The organism is Akkermansia sp., assembly GCF_020860705.1.
Classification (GTDB): domain Bacteria; phylum Verrucomicrobiota; class Verrucomicrobiia; order Verrucomicrobiales; family Akkermansiaceae; genus Akkermansia.
This window is the reverse complement of sequence record NZ_JAJBTT010000038.1, coordinates 37,526-54,644: the sequence shown is the minus strand read 5'-3', so window position 1 is coordinate 54,644 and position 17,119 is coordinate 37,526. Positions and strand designations below refer to the sequence as shown.

The 17,119-nt window shown below is 56.1% G+C and carries 12 protein-coding genes and 1 tRNA gene; 6 read left to right on the top strand and 7 right to left on the bottom strand.

Annotated features, from left to right (window positions below; all coding sequences use genetic code 11):
- Positions 1-107 precede the first annotated feature (107 nt).
- Positions 108-6,569 carry an alpha-2-macroglobulin family protein gene (locus tag LIO64_RS08855; RefSeq protein WP_290549080.1) on the bottom strand — a complete coding sequence of 2,154 codons (6,462 nt, stop codon included), beginning with the start codon at positions 6,567-6,569 and terminating at the stop codon, positions 108-110.
- Between the two features lie 250 nt (positions 6,570-6,819).
- Positions 6,820-8,007, bottom strand: coding sequence for an iron-containing alcohol dehydrogenase (locus LIO64_RS08850; protein ID WP_290549079.1), 1,188 nt, complete (start codon positions 8,005-8,007; stop codon positions 6,820-6,822).
- A 390-nt stretch (positions 8,008-8,397) separates the two neighbouring features.
- Here LIO64_RS08850 and LIO64_RS08845 point away from each other — a divergent pair.
- Positions 8,398-8,472: transfer RNA gene (locus LIO64_RS08845), tRNA-Arg, on the top strand.
- A 214-nt stretch (positions 8,473-8,686) separates the two neighbouring features.
- On the opposite strand, the gene LIO64_RS08840 is transcribed toward LIO64_RS08845, so the two are convergent.
- Positions 8,687-9,592, bottom strand: a complete 906-nt coding sequence (locus LIO64_RS08840; RefSeq protein ID WP_290549078.1) for a hypothetical protein — start codon at positions 9,590-9,592, stop codon at positions 8,687-8,689.
- A gap of 361 nt (positions 9,593-9,953) precedes the next feature.
- On the opposite strand from LIO64_RS08840, the gene LIO64_RS08835 reads away from it, so the two are divergent.
- The gene (locus LIO64_RS08835; RefSeq protein WP_290549077.1) at positions 9,954-10,757 is read left to right on the top strand and encodes a hypothetical protein; all 804 of its coding nucleotides are present in this window, start codon (positions 9,954-9,956) and stop codon (positions 10,755-10,757) included.
- Between the two features lie 4 nt (positions 10,758-10,761).
- A complete protein-coding gene (locus LIO64_RS08830; RefSeq protein WP_290549076.1) occupies positions 10,762-11,688 on the top strand; it encodes a hypothetical protein in 927 nt (308 codons plus the stop codon).
- A gap of 19 nt (positions 11,689-11,707) precedes the next feature.
- On the opposite strand, the gene LIO64_RS08825 is transcribed toward LIO64_RS08830, so the two are convergent.
- The 3 genes from LIO64_RS08825 to LIO64_RS08815 all read right to left on the bottom strand — a co-directional run bounded on the left by LIO64_RS08825 (position 11,708) and on the right by LIO64_RS08815 (position 13,782).
- Positions 11,708-12,160 (bottom strand): hypothetical protein, encoded by a 453-nt coding sequence (locus tag LIO64_RS08825; RefSeq protein WP_290549075.1) that lies wholly within the window; start codon positions 12,158-12,160, stop codon positions 11,708-11,710.
- A gap of 111 nt (positions 12,161-12,271) precedes the next feature.
- Positions 12,272-12,793, bottom strand: coding sequence for a hypothetical protein (locus LIO64_RS08820; protein ID WP_290549074.1), 522 nt, complete (start codon positions 12,791-12,793; stop codon positions 12,272-12,274).
- An 80-nt stretch (positions 12,794-12,873) separates the two neighbouring features.
- Positions 12,874-13,782, bottom strand: a complete 909-nt coding sequence (locus LIO64_RS08815; protein WP_290549073.1) for a hypothetical protein — start codon at positions 13,780-13,782, stop codon at positions 12,874-12,876.
- A 124-nt stretch (positions 13,783-13,906) separates the two neighbouring features.
- Here LIO64_RS08815 and tsaB point away from each other — a divergent pair, with 124 nt between their 5' ends.
- The 3 genes from tsaB to LIO64_RS08800 all read left to right on the top strand — a co-directional run bounded on the left by tsaB (position 13,907) and on the right by LIO64_RS08800 (position 16,481).
- Complete coding sequence (gene tsaB / locus LIO64_RS08810) at positions 13,907-14,575, top strand: tRNA (adenosine(37)-N6)-threonylcarbamoyltransferase complex dimerization subunit type 1 TsaB (protein WP_290549072.1); 669 nt, start codon at positions 13,907-13,909, stop codon at positions 14,573-14,575.
- Positions 14,576-14,649: 74 nt separating this feature from the next.
- On the top strand, positions 14,650-15,792 hold the full coding sequence (locus tag LIO64_RS08805; protein WP_290549071.1) for a citrate/2-methylcitrate synthase: 1,143 nt from the start codon (positions 14,650-14,652) through the stop codon (positions 15,790-15,792).
- 80 nt (positions 15,793-15,872) lie between these two features.
- Entirely contained in the window at positions 15,873-16,481 is a 609-nt protein-coding gene (locus tag LIO64_RS08800) for a DUF2238 domain-containing protein (RefSeq protein WP_290549070.1), read from the top strand.
- A gap of 116 nt (positions 16,482-16,597) precedes the next feature.
- Here the strand turns inward: LIO64_RS08800 and LIO64_RS08795 are convergent, their stop codons facing one another.
- Entirely contained in the window at positions 16,598-17,062 is a 465-nt protein-coding gene (locus LIO64_RS08795) for a tRNA (cytidine(34)-2'-O)-methyltransferase (protein ID WP_290549069.1), read from the bottom strand.
- Positions 17,063-17,119 lie beyond the last annotated feature (57 nt).

The window sequence follows — 17,119 nt, the reverse complement described above, 5'->3', positions numbered from 1 at the left end:
TCAGCCGGTTTTTCCTTCTTCGGTGTTGTGTTGATAAACGTGTCTTCCGGCGGCGCTTGCAGTTCTTTTGATGCCTTTTACCGGGAACTCCGGGGATGAAACCGGTTCTATTCCGCGGGCATGGAAATGCCTACCTTGTGTTCCCGGCTGTTGCCGCGGAGTTCCGGAGCGTACATGGCTTCAATGATGGCCGGCAGGGCGCTGAAACGCCCCGGACGTTCCGCTCGCAGGCGGTGGCTGATCTGGTATTCCCCCATGGGGAGGGAGGAAAGGAAAATGCGTATTTCCTCATCTCCTATTTCCTTGTAGCCGGAGACGGTTCCCATCCACGCATATCCGCTGGCGGTTTCCCGTGATTCGCATCCTGCGGGCTTGGGGTCCCGGAGCATCAGGTATTCCACGTCGTTTTTCGTTTTCACGGTCATCACCACTTCAATGATGTCTCCGCTGGCAATGACGTCTCCGTTTTTCAGCAGGGTGCGCCGCGTCAGGTCTTTGCCCTGGGTGACGAGTTCGCCGGAGTCCGTCTGGGTGTCCTTCACGGAGTCATCCTTCACTGTTTCCGTCAGGATGCGGTAGTAGGAACGTTCCACGGTGACGGCGTTCCCGGCGGCGGGGATGGGATCTTCCAGGGAGAAGTAGCTGAGCGTGGAATTGGCATAGATATTCCCCTTGCCCTTCTTCCTGCGGATGGTGATGACGTGCTTGCCGTCCCTCAGGTCTTTTCCGCTCATGCGGAATGCATTGTCGAAAGTGAACAGCGTTTCCTTCGTGCTGGTGATCGTTTTGACCGGAACGCCGTCGTAAAGAATTTCCGCTTCCATGTCCTCCATGCCTTCCCTGGTTTGGAAGAGGTAGGCGGACAAGGCTTCCAGGCAATCCGCCGTGTCCTTGGTGGAGTTCCAGTAGGTGCCGTTGGCGCGGTTATTGAGCAGCCATTTAGCCAGGCGCGCCGTGACGGGATTGCCGGGATCGCTCTTGGCCATCAGTTTCAGATAAGCCGCCTGGGTGGCTACGTCGCTTCCGTACCAGCGCCACCAGTACCCTTCGTTGGGAAGGCGCAGCCACGCCGTTTGCAGGGAGTCGTCCTGCTGGAGGAACTGGGAGATGATGGGCAATACTTTCTTGAAGTCACCCATGCGGTGGGCGTCCAGCAGGATTTCCGCCAGCTGGATCTGGCTGATGACGGGAAGTTCCAGCCTGTCGCGGAACAGGTAGCGTTCCATCGGAAGATTGCTGACGCCGCATTCCGCCAGGACGGAATAGATCAGGGTGTCTTCCGCGGAAGCCGTCAGGCGGTAATTCCCCAGTTTGCGGATGGCTTCCTTCTTCTTCGGGCCATCCGGCAGTTTTTCCAGTTTCCGGTACTCGTCTCCCCTGGCAAGAAGAGTGACCTGTTTTTCCTGATGGTCTTTCAGCCAGCGTATGGCTCTGGTGAGCATGCCCTCCGGAATGGTGGCCGTGTTTGAAGCGAGCTTCAGGCCATGCAACACATGGGCCGTCATGACGGGGTCCCCCTCACTGGCTCCTCCAAACCATCCCCAGGAGCCGTTGGAGAGCTGTTTTTCCCGGAGGGCGGCGATTCCCTCGGCGGCCATCTTCTTCAGCTTGGCTTCATCATAAACGGGATTGCGTTTCAGCTTCTTCATGACCTTGTCATAGAAAGCCTTGTCCTTGATGGCCTGGGGGTTCAGGTTGCGGTGGCTTTGCAGCGCTGCACCGGGATTCAGCCCGAGTTGCTTGAGCGTGTTCGTCACGACGAGGGCAGGCAGGAAGCGGTTGAGCGTCTGTTCCACGCAGCCATAGGGGTATTCAGCCAGATAGAGCAGCGCTTCCACCATGCTCAGGGCGATGCTGGGGGAGACCTTGACGGTCAGTTCGCTTTCCTCCCTGCGCCTTTGTTGCGGCAGATTGATGGAGAGTTTCTGCTCCTGTTCCCCGGGAAGTACCACGGCGCTCCCTGCATGGAGTTGTTTCATGCCGTGCACCAGCACGGGGAAGCTCATCTGCATGGCGTCCCCGGTGGAACCCGCCGCCGCTTCCATGGCGACGGTGGCGGTTCCCTCCCTGACGGCAACAGTCCACCAGTTGACGACGGCCTGCCCCTGTGCGGGAACGTCCACTTCCCTCACGGCGGAATTGTCCGTGTCTGGGGCCAGGGCCTTCACGGACGGAGCGTCAGCGGGGAGAAGTTCCAGGCAGCCGTCTTTCAGGGCAATGGAAACGCGGGCGCGGACGGCCTTGTCCGTCCGGTTGCGGACCAGGGCGCTGAGCATGACCACGTCTTTTTCCACAAAAAAGCGCGGAGCCTGCAAGCTGACCATGAAATCCTTGGTCGTCAGGAATTCTGCGGAAGCCTGTCCCACTTGCAGCTCTGGGGTGATGGTCCAGGCGGCGGCCTTCCAGGTGGTCAGGTTGTCCGGCATTTCCACAGGTACGGTGACGTTGCCTTCCCCATCCGTCTTGAGCGTGCCGCACCACTTGAGGCAGTCTGCAAAATGGGTGCGCAGCTGAATGGGTGGGGAGGCGTTCCCCCGGAGGTCCATACTCCCTGGTGCATTTGCAAAGAAATCATCCTCCGCGCTTACTTCGTCTCCGGCTCCTTTATACTGCACTACCGGAGCCGGAGCAGCGGCGGGAAGTGCTGCTCCTTCACCCAATAAACGGTTTACGGATTTTACTGCGACCGCGTAGTTTCCAGATCTAGGCCCTGCTGTGGCGAACCCGTTGATAGGAGCCATTTTATCGCGGGCCATATACCTGTATCCGGTCTGCACCAGGGATTGGAAATAGGGCTGGTCCGGCCCCCTGTCCTTCTGTGTTCCGGAAGCCGTCATTTTTTTCAGGTTGAGGAAGCGGGTGCTGTTCAGGCTGCCCCACACGGTCTTGGCTATGTCCGTGATATTGGGGCGTGCAATGTATTCCAGGGCCTTGTCATAAACGGCCAGGGTCACGATGCCGTTGCTGACAGGCTTGCCGTCCGGCCCCTTGACCTGAACCGTTACCTGTCCTTTTTCACCGGGCTGGTATTGGGGTTTGCCGGACGTTACGGAAGGAGACAGGATCTGGCTGGCAGGAGGCAGCAGCAATTCCGCAGAAGCCTGATAAAGTTCCCCATTTCTGACGGTGAAGGCATTGACGCCCATGTTCGGCATGTCTTCCCGGGTCAGGGGACATTCCACCAAAGCGGTTTGCCGGCCCAGGGCAACTAGGCGGCGGGATTCGTTTTTCCAGGAATTGCGCAGGAAAGTCCAGACACGGGCGTCCGGATAATCTGACGTGACGAGCAGCCTGGCCGTCTCCCCGGGGGCGTATTCCTTTTTGTCCGGGGTGATGGCAAGAGGTTCAATTTTAAAGGGATTCTGTTTTCCTGCGCCATAGGAAAGGAACTGGAAGGAATCTTCCACCTTGTTTCCGTGTTCGTCCTCCAGGGTGGTGGAAAGGGCGTACAGGCCTGATTCCCTGGTCTGGAAGGAGAGGGAGGCTTCCCCTTCCTTACCGGTGGCGATATTCCAGGTTTCCAGATCCTGGCGGCTGCCGTCCGGACGGATATGCTGCAATCTCGTGGTTCCCTTGGCGTGGCTGATTTTGACGCCGTCTGCCGTGGCTGCGGTGATAGACGCCTGCACCGGAGTTCCGGTGGGGGCGTAGCCGCGGTTCAGGGAAGTAAAGATATTGAAAGGGCGGAAGGTGGCAATGACCTGTCCGGAAGTGAAAACTTCCCGCAGGGATGCGTCCGTAACGCTGGCGGTGACCCGGTAAGTGATGTTCTGGGAGGCGAAATCCCGTGCATCTTGTGCCGTGGAGAGTTCCACGGACGCCTTTCCATCCTTGTTCAGCGGCACTGTCTTTTTCAGCACAGTCAGGGGGGCATCGGAAGAGAAGGGAACGTAGTACGGGCTGAAGGAACTGTCGTACAGCCAGCTCCATTTCCAGTAGGGCGTCCAGACGTTCGCTCCCAGCGACCGGGTGATCGTAATAGAGGCCTTTCCTTCACTTACGGGACCGCCTGCATAATAATCCGCCTGAATGGAAACAGGAATGGGCTGGCCCAGGCGGATAGGTTTGGAGGGGGCGTCCATCTGGACGGAGAATTCCGGCTTTTTGTACTCTTCCATCCGGAAAAGAGGGGCATACAGCCGGAAATCCGGGTTTGCGGAATCACGCAGTTTCAACTTGGCTTCATATTGCCCCAAAGGCGCTTCCGCAGGAATGAGCAATTCCAGTTCAAAGCAGCCTGTGGAGTCTGTTATAACAGTTTTTTGTGGAAAAACGCTCTCGTCCCCGGTTGGGGAGGTAATAGTCAGGGTGAGTTTTTTTCCGGCGCAGTCCTGCGTTCCGGGGTTCGCGATGTTCGGCCGGAAGAGGACCCCCTTGAACCGGGCCGTCTGTCCGGGACGGTATACGGGCTGACTCTCCAGGAAGAAACAGGAGTAGGGATCGGAAGCCTTGTTCGCCGTATTCATGAGTTGGTTGCCGGACTCCCAGCCGTAATCCGAGGTTCCTGCCAGTACGTAGCTGCTTCCTTTGGAAGCGATGCCCAGGAACCTGTCATAAAAGACCTCCCGCCTGTCGGGAGGAGGAATCGTTTCTATCATGGCTCCGTTTTTATCCGTGGTTCCTTCCACCTGGTGTTTTTTGAGCGTTTTATTCTCTCCGTAGCGCAGGAGGCGCAGGTCGCCCCCTTCCATGGGCATGCCCGTTCTGGCGTCCGCCAGGAACCAGAGGTTGCCTTCCGGCACGGAACGGCGTACCAGCACCATGTCTGACAGCGTGAGGAAGCGGTGGAACCGGTAGCCGTTGTCCAGCGTAACGGTAAGCAGGTACCAGCCGGATTTCCGGGTGGGTACGGGAATCTGGGCGATTCTGTTCAGGTGCTGGTCTCCCGGAGCCAGGTCTATGTCCTTCCCCTTGATTTCTTCCCCCAGATAGCGGGCATACGACTGGTTATACAGTAAATTGAAAAGAAGGGTTCCTGAGCTGGAATACTTCTTGGCGTACTCCCTGCCCAGCGTTCTGGAAGACTGTACCGTGTCCATGCGTTCCTGCTGCCACCGCCGCATGTCCACGGAACGGGCCGTCACGCGGGCGTGGGCGGCGTTGCGGTAGGAAAAGGCGACCTCCACCGGTTCGCCTGCCAGCAGGGTTCTTTTGTCCGTGTCAAACGTTCCGTTGGGTTCCGTGATGGAGGCAAGGCGTTTTTTCAGGCTTTCCGCAACCCGCAGGAATTTCTCCTTGTCACCATTATTCCAGGACACGGTGTTCCAGGTTTGAAGGGTTTTGGCAAGAAGGTCCGCTGCCGCCGGTCTCTGGTTGCGTGCCAGGAATTCATCGGCTACCAGATTACAGGCGTTCACATAATAATCCGGGGAAGGGGCTGGGCGGACAGCGGAGGCAATTCTAATGAAATCATAATCCGGAGGAAGGGTGATGAGCATGAATTTTCCCTTGTCCGTCCGGTCGGTTTTAACCACGGTCTGGTTTGTTTTCAGTTGCGCGGGGTCGATGCCTGCCACGGATCCCGCATTGCCGGGGCCGTATACCAATTCCTGATCCGGCGCCGTATTGGAATAGGAGAACAGCGTGCAGCACCAGGACGCCGTAAAATAGTTGACCTGGTTGGCTATTTCCGGATCCGCCTGAATGGCGGAGTCCAGCAGCCAGCGCAGGCGCTCCCCGTCGTTTTTAGCAGTCTCCCAGGAGGAAGAGGCATGGTAAAAGACCACTTCCGGCTTTCCCGTTTTTGAATTGACTGCAACGGGCAGCGTTTTCACGTTCCGGAATGGGGAAGATTCATCTTTGGCCACGTAGTCCGGCAGTTCCTTCAGGCTGGTCAGATTGCCCAGGGAAGCATAAGTCTGGACAGGGGAAAGAGGGGAGAAACGGCCGTCCTGCCTTAGAAATGCCTGTGCGGTTGCGAAGCGCAACTGTCCCAGAAGGGCCATGTCGCCTTGCTGTTCCGCAATCTGCATGGCTTTGAAAAGGCACCTCAGGGCTTCCACCCGGTCCCGCGCTTCTCCGGAATATTCCCCATCCCACACATTATTGCAACGGATATAGGAACCGTCTACCAGTTTGAATGCATGGGAGGCCTCCTGATACAGGAGGGCGGCGGCCATCAGGAACCGGGGATTGTTTCCGTGGCGCTTCATCTGCTGTTGCAGGATAGTGTCCAGATTCGTGGAATCATTCAGTGCATTGAGGCGTTTAAGAGCCTCGTAGTAAAGAGAGAGGTCCGTTCCGCTGTACTGGTCGTCATATTCGTCAAGCTGCTTTAAGGCCTGTTCCGCCGCTTTTTTAAACAGCCTCTTGTTCAAGAGCTTTTGAATAGCTTCAACGGACTCTTTCCTCTGCTGCCGGGAGACGCTGGAAACCTTGTCCGCATCCTTGACGTTCCGGGTGCCTTGTTGGCGGGTTGGAGAAGGGGAATCTCCCTGCCCCCTGTCGTTATTACCGGCATGGATGGGGTTTTCTTCCTGTTGCCGCGGGGTAGCGGCGGCGGCCGGAAACGGCATTCCGGAAGCCATCATGCCGCCTGCAAGAAGAAGCGCGGAAAAGATTCTGTTCATTCCACCACACTACTTCTCCGGGAGATATTTGGCAAGTTACAAGTAGGTTACAACATACGGAGGACCGTCTTAACGTCTATCAAATGAAGAGGGGACGGAAGAATGGGCGCTCAATGGACGGCCCGAGATTGTTTTACGTGCCGGGCGGCATGCCGGGGCGGACTCTCGCCATGGGCTCCCTTTCAAGCCTTCCTTCCAGTTTCCATGGGATTTTCCGGCGGCGGAGATCCAATGCTGCTTCCGCCTGCCGTCACTCGGACAACGGACCTGCACAGGCCAGGCGGTAAATGGCCTGAACGTCCCGGGCGTCCAGCTTTTCCAGCCCTCCGATGGGGCCGCGCACGCTGATGGCCTGTTCCGCCATCAGAGGAAAGTCCTTGGACGGGATGCCGAGTTCTTCCATGGATGTGGGAAGTCCCAGCTTCCGGTAGAACCCTTCCAGACGGGAAACGCCTTCCCGGATGAGGGCTTCCGGCTCCCGGTAAGAGCCTTTAACTCCCATCACATTGACGGAGAACTGAATGAATATTTCCTGATGTTTGGGAGAGACGTACTTCATCCATGCCGGGGTAACGACGGCCAGGCCCGCGCCGTGGTCCACATGGTACAGGGCGCTGAGTTCGTGCTCCATGGCGTGGCAGGCCCAATCCTGTTCACGGCCCACGCCCAGCAGGTTGTTGTGGGCGATGTTGCCGGAAAAGGCGATTTCCGCCCAGGCATCGTAGTCATGCAGGTTTTCGTTCAAGAGGCGGCCGTTTTTCATGATGGTGCGCAAGGTGGCCTCGCACAGGCTGTCGGAAAGGTCCGTATGGAGGGTCCGGGTGAAATAGCGCTCGAAGATGTGGCTCATCATGTCGCTCACGCCATTGGCCATCTGGCGGTGGGGAAGGGTGAAGAACAGTTCCGGATTGATGATGCTGAAGACGGGGCGCAGTTTGGGAGAACCGTACCCCAGCTTGCGCCGGGTTTCTTCATTGGTGATCACCGTGTTCGGGCTGCTTTCGCTCCCGGCGGCAGGGATGGTCAGCACGGTGGCGACGGGCAAAGGTTCAGCGTCCGGCTGTTTCTTGGAAAGGTACAGGTCCCACACGTCTCCGCCGTAAGGGACGCCAAGGGCGATGGCCTTGGCGGAATCAATCACGCTCCCGCCTCCCACTGCCAGCACAAGGCCCAGGCCATGTTCCCGGCAAAGGCGGATGCCTTCGTACACCAGGGGAAGCGTGGGGTTCGGCTGAACGCCGCCCAATTCCTCATACTGCACGCCGGCGGCTTTCAGGGAAGCCGTGACGGCGTCGTAAAGACCGGAGCGTTTTATACTGCCTCCCCCGTAGTGTAGCAGAACCTTTTTGCCGAACGGCTTCAAAAGGCTGCCTGCCTCATGCTGGGTTCCTTTGCCGAAAATGAGCGTAGTCTTGTTGTCGTAAACGAAATTGAGCATGGCGGAATACGGGGATGATGCCTCCAACGCTACGTCTCTTCCATTCCCGGCTCAAGGCTTTTGTGCGCCCCGTTCTCAGTGCGGACGGAAAGGCGGTTATCGCCAAAAGCTCCTTCTGAAGGTCAGGGGAACTGCCTGTTGCTGCTTCGTCTTTTCCAGTCCGGGAGGCGGAGCGGTGGCTGGTACGTGTGGGCAGGTATCTGGCAGACGGCTGCAGCTTATGCCGCTGGCAGAATTAGTGAATAAAATGGGGGCGGAAGGCAGAAGGAATAGGTACGGCAATTCAGCATGGGAATAACTCTTCAAAATCAAGGTTTGTAGCGTAGTAGTACCGCTTTTTGCTTGAGCCTTGGAATCTTCCCGTTTATTGTCCTGCACGGACAATGTCCGGTCCCCGTAGTTCAATGGATAGAACGGGTCTCTCCTAAAGACTAGATGCAGGTTCGATTCCTGCCGGGGACGCCACTTATAAAGTTCTGCAAGTTATTTACTTGTATCCCCTTTGCATTAGAAGTGTGAAGGAATTTTTCCGAGAGGCAGCAGGTCTTTTATTCCGTCATCAGGGCGATCCGGCTTGGGTTAGATTTTTTGATGCAGCTGTGAAGGTGGGTGGTTTTACATGAACTCCGGGTTCAGGTTGGTTTCCAGTGTCAGGTCTTCTCTAAAGCAGTTTAGCTTTTCAATCTTTTTCCAGGGTGCGATCGATAAACTTGCGAATCTCTTGGTCTGAGTATCCTGCCATTTTGATATATTTTTCAATTTCGGATTTTTCCCTAGGAAATAAATCAGTAAGAAGGACCATGAAATTCTTCTCTGACCGTTCCAAAATATTCTTTAGCAGGAGTTTTCGGGAGGTTTTCGTGTTGACCACAACGGTGTGATCTTGGAATTGCCTGCCGTTGTCATGAATCCGTTTGTTCATGTCTTGATAGAGGTCATTTATTTTCTTATCTGTTTCTGGTCCCGTTCCTTTTCTTTGGATTTGATCAATTTCAGAAAATGCGTTTTTCATGATCTCAATGTCTCTCTTCAGCATGGATGTTTTTTCCTCCTCGGAAACGAATACCGGCTTGTCCGAATAGGATTTTGATTTTGTGCCGTTGAGGAAGCTACGCATGATGGCAGCTCCGTAGGACGCCATCAACTCTCTTGATGCGTTGCCCTTAGGAAAAAGGTCACGGTAAGTGGAGATGGCGAGCATTGCCAGGGCTTTCTCCTTAAGATAAAGATCTACGTGACGGCTGTTTATGGCACATCTTGCCTGCTCTGCTGAATCTATGGCAACAAGGGGAGTATTGGCGATGAAATAAAAAATCCACGCGACGTTTTTACGGGTTTCTTCACTTGGGGATTTGTTCTCCACTGAAAGCTTCCTCATATAATCAAGCTCCATTCCTGCTTCCTTGAAAAATTCTCCTGATTGTCCATCATCGAGGATTTTTTTTAATTTTGACGGAGTTGACTGAATGTTTTTTAGAACGTCAGGAGAATCCGGTTTGATGAGGCCGGAGTCAAGTAGCTGTATTTTTGCCAGGGTGGGATAGATGGAAAAAATGAGAATCCCAACCGATATGAGCAACTTCATGATGTTGTATAGAAATTAATAGTATTTATTCTACAGCTTTTCTAGAAAATGGAACTCCAAATTTTGTAATAGCATCAGAATGGTTTCCTGTTTTGGATATGCAGGATGACCAGTTCCTGTCACATCAAGAGTTGCTGTATTTGTACAATGCGCTTGTTCATTTGGAGTATTTCATTATTGCATGGGCATGTTCGTCTGCCCGTTCGTTCCTGAATGCTGCATGGCGGAAAAGGAATCCGCAAATATCCGGCGGGGTACAGAAGTGCTGCTGGGTAATCGCGATGTTCGGCTTGTCTTCAAGGCGTTCCTTTTTCCTTGCGTGGGCGGAGCCGTTTGTTAGATTGCCTTCGTCGCTACCCCCATGAAGTGTTTTTCCGCGTGCCTGTTTTTCATGTGTGCTGCTGTCCAGCCTGCCGTTGCTGCAACGGACGTTCCTCTGCTCCGGAATGCGGTGCTGAACTTGTCTTTTCTGAGAATCCTGGTGGAAGACCCCATGGACAAAATCGTTCCCCAGCTGTTGCTGGGGGTGTTGTGCACGTATGAGGACCAGTTGGGATGCCCCGTTTTTTACGAAGCGGCCCCGGAGGAGCTTGTTTGTACGGATTCAACGGGAAAGAACCTGAAGGTCTACCAGGTCTCGGCTGATGCAACCAAGGCGTTTGACGCGGGCCACGGCGATCCCGTCTGGCTGGGCATTTCCGTTCAGCGTCCCGATTCCGGGGCGGAATGGGTGCGCCTCCGGGGATTTCTCCTGTGCGCTTTTGCAGATGACCTGGTAGAGCTGCCTGCCGTGGTTCTGCCGTTGCGGGAGGAAGGGGAAAAGGTAGAACTGCCTCTGGTGAAGCCCCGTAGGGACAAGGTGACGCTTACCTTGAAAAAGTATTTCAAGCGTTGGAAGCTGGAGGTGGAGGGGAAGAGTGATTTTTATTTCAATTCCCTGAATGTCAGGGATGAGGACGGTGTGGTCCTGAAAGGCCGGGGAGACCTGAATTCCCGGAGCGGGCAGAAGCGCATGTGGGGCAAGCATTACCGCGTTTCTTCCCGCAGCCATTCCGTGCGCGTGGTAGTCTCTTATTGGAATAAGCGGATGTTCCGCAAGGTGCCTGTGGATATGAAAATCAGCCTGGGTGGGGCAGTTGTTCCCGGCGTAGCCGACCCCGAATAAGTGTATGAAATGCTTTGTTGCGATTGCCTGCTGGTGTGCGGGAATACTCATGGCGGCAGATATGCCTGTGAAGAGTGTTCCCTATTCCGGAACCAATTTAACGGGACCGGTCATCGGATTGTCTTCCATGGGGCTGATGATGGGAGAGCCTTTTAATTTCGTTCAAACCCATATCTCCCTGTATTGCGTGTTTCCCGGTACGGAAATGCTGGTGCCGGAACAGCCGGCGCAGGAATTGAAGGCGATTGATTCCAATGGAGTTCGCCTGAGAGTGCGTTCCGTCCGTTTGCGGGAAGGGGCGATCAAGGACAAACGTCTCAGAAGGGTGGATGTGAACATTGATTTAAAAGATGTTCCTTCTCCCGGCGCCCGCTGGATCCGGGTGAGCGGCACTCTTTTTCTCCCCTTGTGCCAGGGCCTGGAATCCCTGGATTTCGGAAGGGTGGAATTGAAGGAAAACGGCGTTTCCATTCCGGTGCCGGATCCTATTGCCGTGCGGAGGGCTCAGGAAAGTAACCGGGTGGAGATAGCGGACATGTCCAAGCTGGAGACCGTGACGTTGAAAGTGACCAGGCAGGAAGGGAGCGCCCGCCATGCACCGGCAAAAGAACCGGGTGTGGAATGGAAGTTCATGGTATATGCCGAGATGAGTTCCGAGAACATGTTCCGGGCGGAGGATTTTGTGTTTCATGACCTGAAGGGAACGCGCCTGAAGCCCCGCGTTACCTGTCACTATTCTTATAATGAGGACCAGGGAAAATCCTTTTTGTTCCATCCTTCCCCCCGGTTCGTAGAGGTGGCCGTACTGTACCAGGGGCCTTCCCGGATCAAGTCCATTCCCGTGGATATTAAAATAGGGGTGGGAGGGGCAATGCCCGAGGTTCTTCCTCCCCCTCAGGAAGTTCCGCAGCCGGATGCCGGAGCCCGCTGACTGGCCGCCCCCTGCTGCGTTACCATTTGAGCAGGGTATTGCCTCCCTGCGCGAACCCGGAAAGCAGGGTGCCCGCCGCAGCGGTTTTCTGGGCCCTTGCGTTGGCATGTCCCATGTACTGCTCCATGTTCGCACGGTTGTACAGGGATTGCGCGTTTCTCATGGCTTCCGCCGCTTCATCCTGAATCCGGGTTTGCAGGCGCGTCGCCAGAGCCTGTTCCCTGACCGGTATGGACCCTTCCCGGAGAAGGGAGGAGCTGGCGGCATCCAGACGGGCGTCCCCCATCTGCCGTGCGGCGTCCTGCTGCATGCGTTTGGCGTTTTCCAAGCCTGTCTGTTTCTGGAGTTCCGCCTCATTCCTGAGGGTGGCTGCATTGGCATCCGCCGCCTTTTTAGTAGCGTCCGCGCTTTTTTTCTGGGCGGAGGCGGAAGCCGCTCCCGCTGCCACTGAAGTGGCTGCCAGCGTTATCATTCCCAAAGATACTGGATCAAATCCCATGCGCGCATCCTGATACGAAAAACGGTCCAGGCGCAAAACGCCTGAACCGTTTGACATGAATCAGGGTTGGCTCAGAAGAGGGGTCTATTCAATCACGATGCTTTCAATGTTCAGCACCGGATGGTCCGGAGTGGAGTGGGAATCAATAGTTCCGGTAATGATCACGGCATCGCGTTCCTTCAGTCCGTTCACACCCTTGGCGGTGTGTTTGATGGGCTGGCCCTGGTCATCCACAAACTGGACGGTCATCGTATTGTTTTTCCGTATTTCCACAGGGACGGTATCGGAGGCCCATACTCCATGTTCTTTCATGTTGTTCAGAAGCTGGGCGGGATCCCCGATCGTGAAGGAGGCAATATTTTGTGAGAAAACGGGGTCGTCTCCGATCACCGCTCCCTTGACTGTGATTTTATCTCCCGGGGCGGCTTTTCTGGCGTCGGAAACCACGAGGGCTCTCGGGAGGCCCACCATGTTTTCCGCAAATCTCACGGCCATCTGCTGGGTGACATTTTGATCGGAAGTGAGGGCGTTCACGGTTTCCTTGGGGTTGCAGCCCATCAGGGAAATGGCGCCCATCGTCAGGATAATCAAGTGCGTGGTATGCATGGAAACTCCTTTTTGCTGAAAGGTTGGATTCCTTTTCTCCTTCTGCCGTTCATCATTCCCGGTAAGGAAAAGAATATTTTTCACAGGAACAGGCCGGCCGTTAGCATGGCGAGGTCCCGGAGCGCATCCCACAGCCTTTCCGCATTGTAGATACAGTCTTCCAAAAAGCGGTGAAGACTCACGGCGTTGAACAGGCGCAGCAGCACCAGGAACAGAAGCAGGTTGGCGAAGTAAACCAGGATGAGGGAGAAAAAGGTTCCGTTGTCCGCCAGGTCCGGCTGATCCTTGGGGATGATCCATGCCGTCCAGAACAGGTGGAAACACCACCAGAAGCCCAGGCCTGAATAAAGCAGGGCCTGGCAGGTGACCGTGGGCCAGAAGATGTACGTCAGTCCCCAGACCAATCCCCACAGCAGAGCCCAGAGAGGGAGGAAGTAGGGAGAAAGGGAGATGAACAGGTTGTTTTTATCCGTCTGGATGTATCCTCCGTCCAGATCCGCCTTGAACTCATGGACGGAGCCGCGGCTGCAAAAGACCGCCAGCACGTGCGTCAGCTCATGGCCCAGCACGTACAGGTACAGCAGGGAGGAGGTGAACAGCCTGCTGCTGCCCAGCACCACCCAGACGGTCGCCCCCATCAGGGCGTACCACACGGGGATGGAAAAGAGGATGTTGAGGCTGCCGGAGGCATGGGCCAGCTGGTCGCACAGGGACATGGCCGTAATCAGGGCCAGAGGAAGAAGAAGGAAGGTGGCGACGGCGTGCCTGATGAACCGGGTTTTGCGCGGAAGGTCCATGAAGGTGAATTCCTGGCATTCGTCTTCCCAGCATTCCGAGGAGACCTGGGCGCGGTAGGTCTTGTCCCAGGCGTCCCGGTTGCATTGCCTCATCATGTCGCCAAGGCTGGCCGTGGAACGCGGCTTCCGGACGGTTTCTGCATACCGGCGCCAGTCCTGGCGCGGCGGTGTGTGTTTGGGTGCCTTGGGCATGCGGTGGTGAGGTGCGGGGCCAGCATAAGGGGACTTCATAAGAAATGCGAACCAAATTTGCTGCTTCCGGAAACCGGGGGAAAAAATGTTTTATGAGTGCCGGAACTTCCTGTATAATCCCCGCATGCAAGATGCTCTGCTGGTTCTGGAAACTTCCTGTGCGCAGGCTTCCGCTGCGGCATGGGACGGAAAGGAATTGCTGTGCCGGGTGGAATGGAGAGCTGAGCGCAACCATTCCTCCGCCATTTTTGAGGCATTGCGCCAGGCGCTGGATTCCCTGGAAGGACGGCGCTTGAAAGAAATAGTGGTCGGTTCCGGCCCGGGGGCCTATGGGGGAATCCGCGTAGCGCTGGCCGTGGCGGACGGCATTTCCCTGGTGCACGGTTCCGGCGTGGCGGCGTTTCCTTCCTGGAACGGCCTGGGCATTGATGACGGGAAGGCCTTCGTGATGTCGGACGCCCGGCGCGGAGGCTGGACGTGGGGACGGCTGGAGCACGGTTTTCTGGCAGAAGCGCCCGTCGTGCTGCCTGCGGAACAGGTGCGTGCCCGCGTGGCGGAATGCCTGGAAAACGGCGTGCCCGTTTATTCTACGGAAACGCAGGAAACCCTGACTGCCAGGGAAATGGCGGGCATCGTTCCCGTGTTCCCGGGCGCAGAGGCTCTGGGGGCCGCATGGCAGGCTCTGGCTGCAGACCGCAGGAAGGAACTTCTGGAAGGTCCGGCGGAGCCTCTGTACGTAAGGGCGCCCCACATCACCTGCGCCAAACGTCCGGCCTGGGCCGTGAAGGCGTAATTAAGGTTTGACTTTCTGGAAGATTGTTAGACTTTTAACCGGTACTCTTCATCACTAGTAGCATTTTTTTAAACATGAGCAATGACACTTTTTCCGAACGGCCCACATATCCCAAAGGTTTAAAAGGAATCATCGCCAATGAATCTGCCTTGAGTGACGTGCGCGGTGAGGAAGGACGCCTGCTGTACCTGGGTTACGATATTGATGATCTGGTGGAAATGTGCTGTTTTGAAGAAGTGGTTTACCTGCTTCTCAACAAGCGCCTTCCCAACCGGGAGGAGCTGGAGGGCATCAAGAAACGCCTCCGTTCCGACCGCGACCTGCCCCAGCCCATTCTGGATTTCTTTAAAACGGCCACCAAGTCTGCGCGGCCCATGTCCGCCCTCCGGACGGCGGTTTCCATGCTCGGCATGTACGACGACCGGACAAAGGACCCGGGACAGCTGAAGGAGATCGGCCTCAGCCTCATCGCCAAGGTGCCCGTGATGGTGGCGTACTACTACCGTCTGTGCCAGGGATTGGAGCTTCCGCCCGTACGGGAGGATCTGAATGAGGCGGAACATTTCCTGTGGTTGTTGAAAGGGGAGGAACCGAATCCGGATGAAGCCCATATTCTGGACGTGGCCTACATTCTGCATGCGGACCACGGCATGAACGCCTCCACCTTTGCGGCGCGCGTCTGCATTGCCACTCTTTCAGACATGTATTCCGCCATTACGGCAGCCATCGGCACGCTGAAGGGGCCGCTTCACGGCGGCGCCAATGAAGGCGTAATTGAAATGCTCAAGGAAATAGGCTCGGAGGATAAAGTGGATTCCTACATTGAGGACAAACTGGCACGGAAGGAAAAGGTCATGGGCATGGGCCACCGCGTGTACCGCGTGCTGGACCCCCGGGCCCCCCATCTGCGCCGCATGGCCATCCGCCTTTCCTCCAGAATCGGGGAACCCAAGTGGATCCGCATGTCGGAACGCATCGCCAAGCTCGTCCGGGAACGCAAGGGGCTTAATGCCAACGTGGATTTTTATTCCGCCACGGTCTATTACAGCATCGGCATTCCCACCAGGCTGTTCACGGCCATTTTCTCCATTGCCCGCTGCTGCGGGTGGGTGGCCCAGGTGCTGGAACAGATGGAGGACAATACGCTGTACAGGCCGCTGACCCTTTATACGGGGCCCAAGGACCGCATTCCCGTTCCCACCATTGACATGCGGTAATAAAGTTTTTCCAGTGGAAAGGCGCCGGAGATATACTCCGGCGCCTTTCCTGCGTTATCCACTCCTACCTTTTCTTTCTCATGAAAAACTATCCATTCTATCTGCTGGTGGTATTTTCCCTGCTGTTCCTTGTGATGGGGATTTCTCCGTGTTCCCGCTCCGTCTGGGTGGCGGAGGTGATTCCCGTGATGCTGGTGGTGATTATTCTGGTGGCGGCATTCCGGAAATTCCGTTTCAGCAATTGGTCTTACACGCTGATGTTTTTTTGGTTGGTCTGCCACACGGTGGGGGCGCATTACACCTTTGCGGAAGTGCCTTTCGAGTGGTTCCGGGAGCTGGTGGGCGCCCACCGGAACCCGTTTGACCGGGTAGCTCATTTTACGGTGGGTTTTTACGCCTTTCCCGTGGCGGAATATCTGGTGCGCAAGCAATATGCCGGGAAGGTGCTGGCGGGGATTTTCGGCCTCTTTTTCGTGATGGCCGTGGCCGCAGCCTATGAGATCATTGAATGGCAGTACGCGGTCATTGTTGGCGGGAATGACGCGAATGATTTTCTAGGTTCCCAGGGAGACATCTGGGATGCGCAGAAGGACATGTTCTGTGATACCTGCGGAGCTGTCGCCTCCCTGATCCTTTTTTACATGGTGCGGCCCTGGCGCAGGAAGAGTGCGGATTCTGTTTTGTCCTGACGCGCTATTCCCCTGCCGCTGCTGTTTGGTCCGCTCTTGCTGTCCGGCAAAAACATTCCTGTTCCGCATCCCGTGGTTGAAACAGCCCGGCAGGAGGAATTTCGGCGTTTTACGCATCAAATTCCGGTTTGGCGAAGCCCTTCATAAAGGACAATGGCCACGGCGGTGGAAAGGTTCAGGCTGCGGGAACCTTCTCCCGGCATGGGAATGGTCAGGGCGGAATCTGCATGTTCCTTCAGCATGCTTTCCGGCAGTCCCCGGGATTCCGGACCAAAGACCAGATAATCCCCTTCCCGGAAATCAGCCTCCCAGTGAGAGCGGCGCGCCTTGGTGCTCAGGTACCAGAACCGCGCGGAGGGTTCCGCCGCCTGCTGCAATTCCTCCAGGGTGTTCCAGACATGCAGGTCCACTTTGTTCCAGTAATCAAGGCCCGTGCGGCGCACGTGCTTTTCATCCAGGCTGAACCCCAGCGGCCTGATCAGGTGGAGCCTGGATCCCGTAGCCAGCGCCAGCCGCCCGGCGGCTCCCGTATTGTGCGGAATTTCCGGATGGAACATGACAATATGGAAACGGGGCTGCATGCGCCTATTCTCACCACAAACGCGCCTTCCGTTCAAGTGAGACTTGTCCAAAAGTGG

Bases quoted from the DNA above. Each gene is read 5' to 3' on its own strand.
- LIO64_RS08820 (WP_290549074.1), bottom strand. From the start codon at position 12,793: ATGCATACCACGCACTTGATTATCCTGACGATGGGCGCCATTTCCCTG.
- LIO64_RS08815 (WP_290549073.1), bottom strand. From the start codon at position 13,782: ATGCCCAAGGCACCCAAACACACACCGCCGCGCCAGGACTGGCGCCGG.
- LIO64_RS08825 (WP_290549075.1), bottom strand. From the start codon at position 12,160: ATGATAACGCTGGCAGCCACTTCAGTGGCAGCGGGAGCGGCTTCCGCC.
- LIO64_RS08835 (WP_290549077.1), top strand. From the start codon at position 9,954: ATGAAGTGTTTTTCCGCGTGCCTGTTTTTCATGTGTGCTGCTGTCCAG.
- LIO64_RS08855 (WP_290549080.1), bottom strand. From the start codon at position 6,569: ATGAACAGAATCTTTTCCGCGCTTCTTCTTGCAGGCGGCATGATGGCT.
- tsaB (WP_290549072.1), top strand. From the start codon at position 13,907: ATGCAAGATGCTCTGCTGGTTCTGGAAACTTCCTGTGCGCAGGCTTCC.
- LIO64_RS08800 (WP_290549070.1), top strand. From the start codon at position 15,873: ATGAAAAACTATCCATTCTATCTGCTGGTGGTATTTTCCCTGCTGTTC.
- LIO64_RS08795 (WP_290549069.1), bottom strand. From the start codon at position 17,062: ATGCAGCCCCGTTTCCATATTGTCATGTTCCATCCGGAAATTCCGCAC.
- LIO64_RS08850 (WP_290549079.1), bottom strand. From the start codon at position 8,007: ATGCTCAATTTCGTTTACGACAACAAGACTACGCTCATTTTCGGCAAA.
- LIO64_RS08805 (WP_290549071.1), top strand. From the start codon at position 14,650: ATGAGCAATGACACTTTTTCCGAACGGCCCACATATCCCAAAGGTTTA.
- LIO64_RS08840 (WP_290549078.1), bottom strand. From the start codon at position 9,592: ATGAAGTTGCTCATATCGGTTGGGATTCTCATTTTTTCCATCTATCCC.
- LIO64_RS08830 (WP_290549076.1), top strand. From the start codon at position 10,762: ATGAAATGCTTTGTTGCGATTGCCTGCTGGTGTGCGGGAATACTCATG.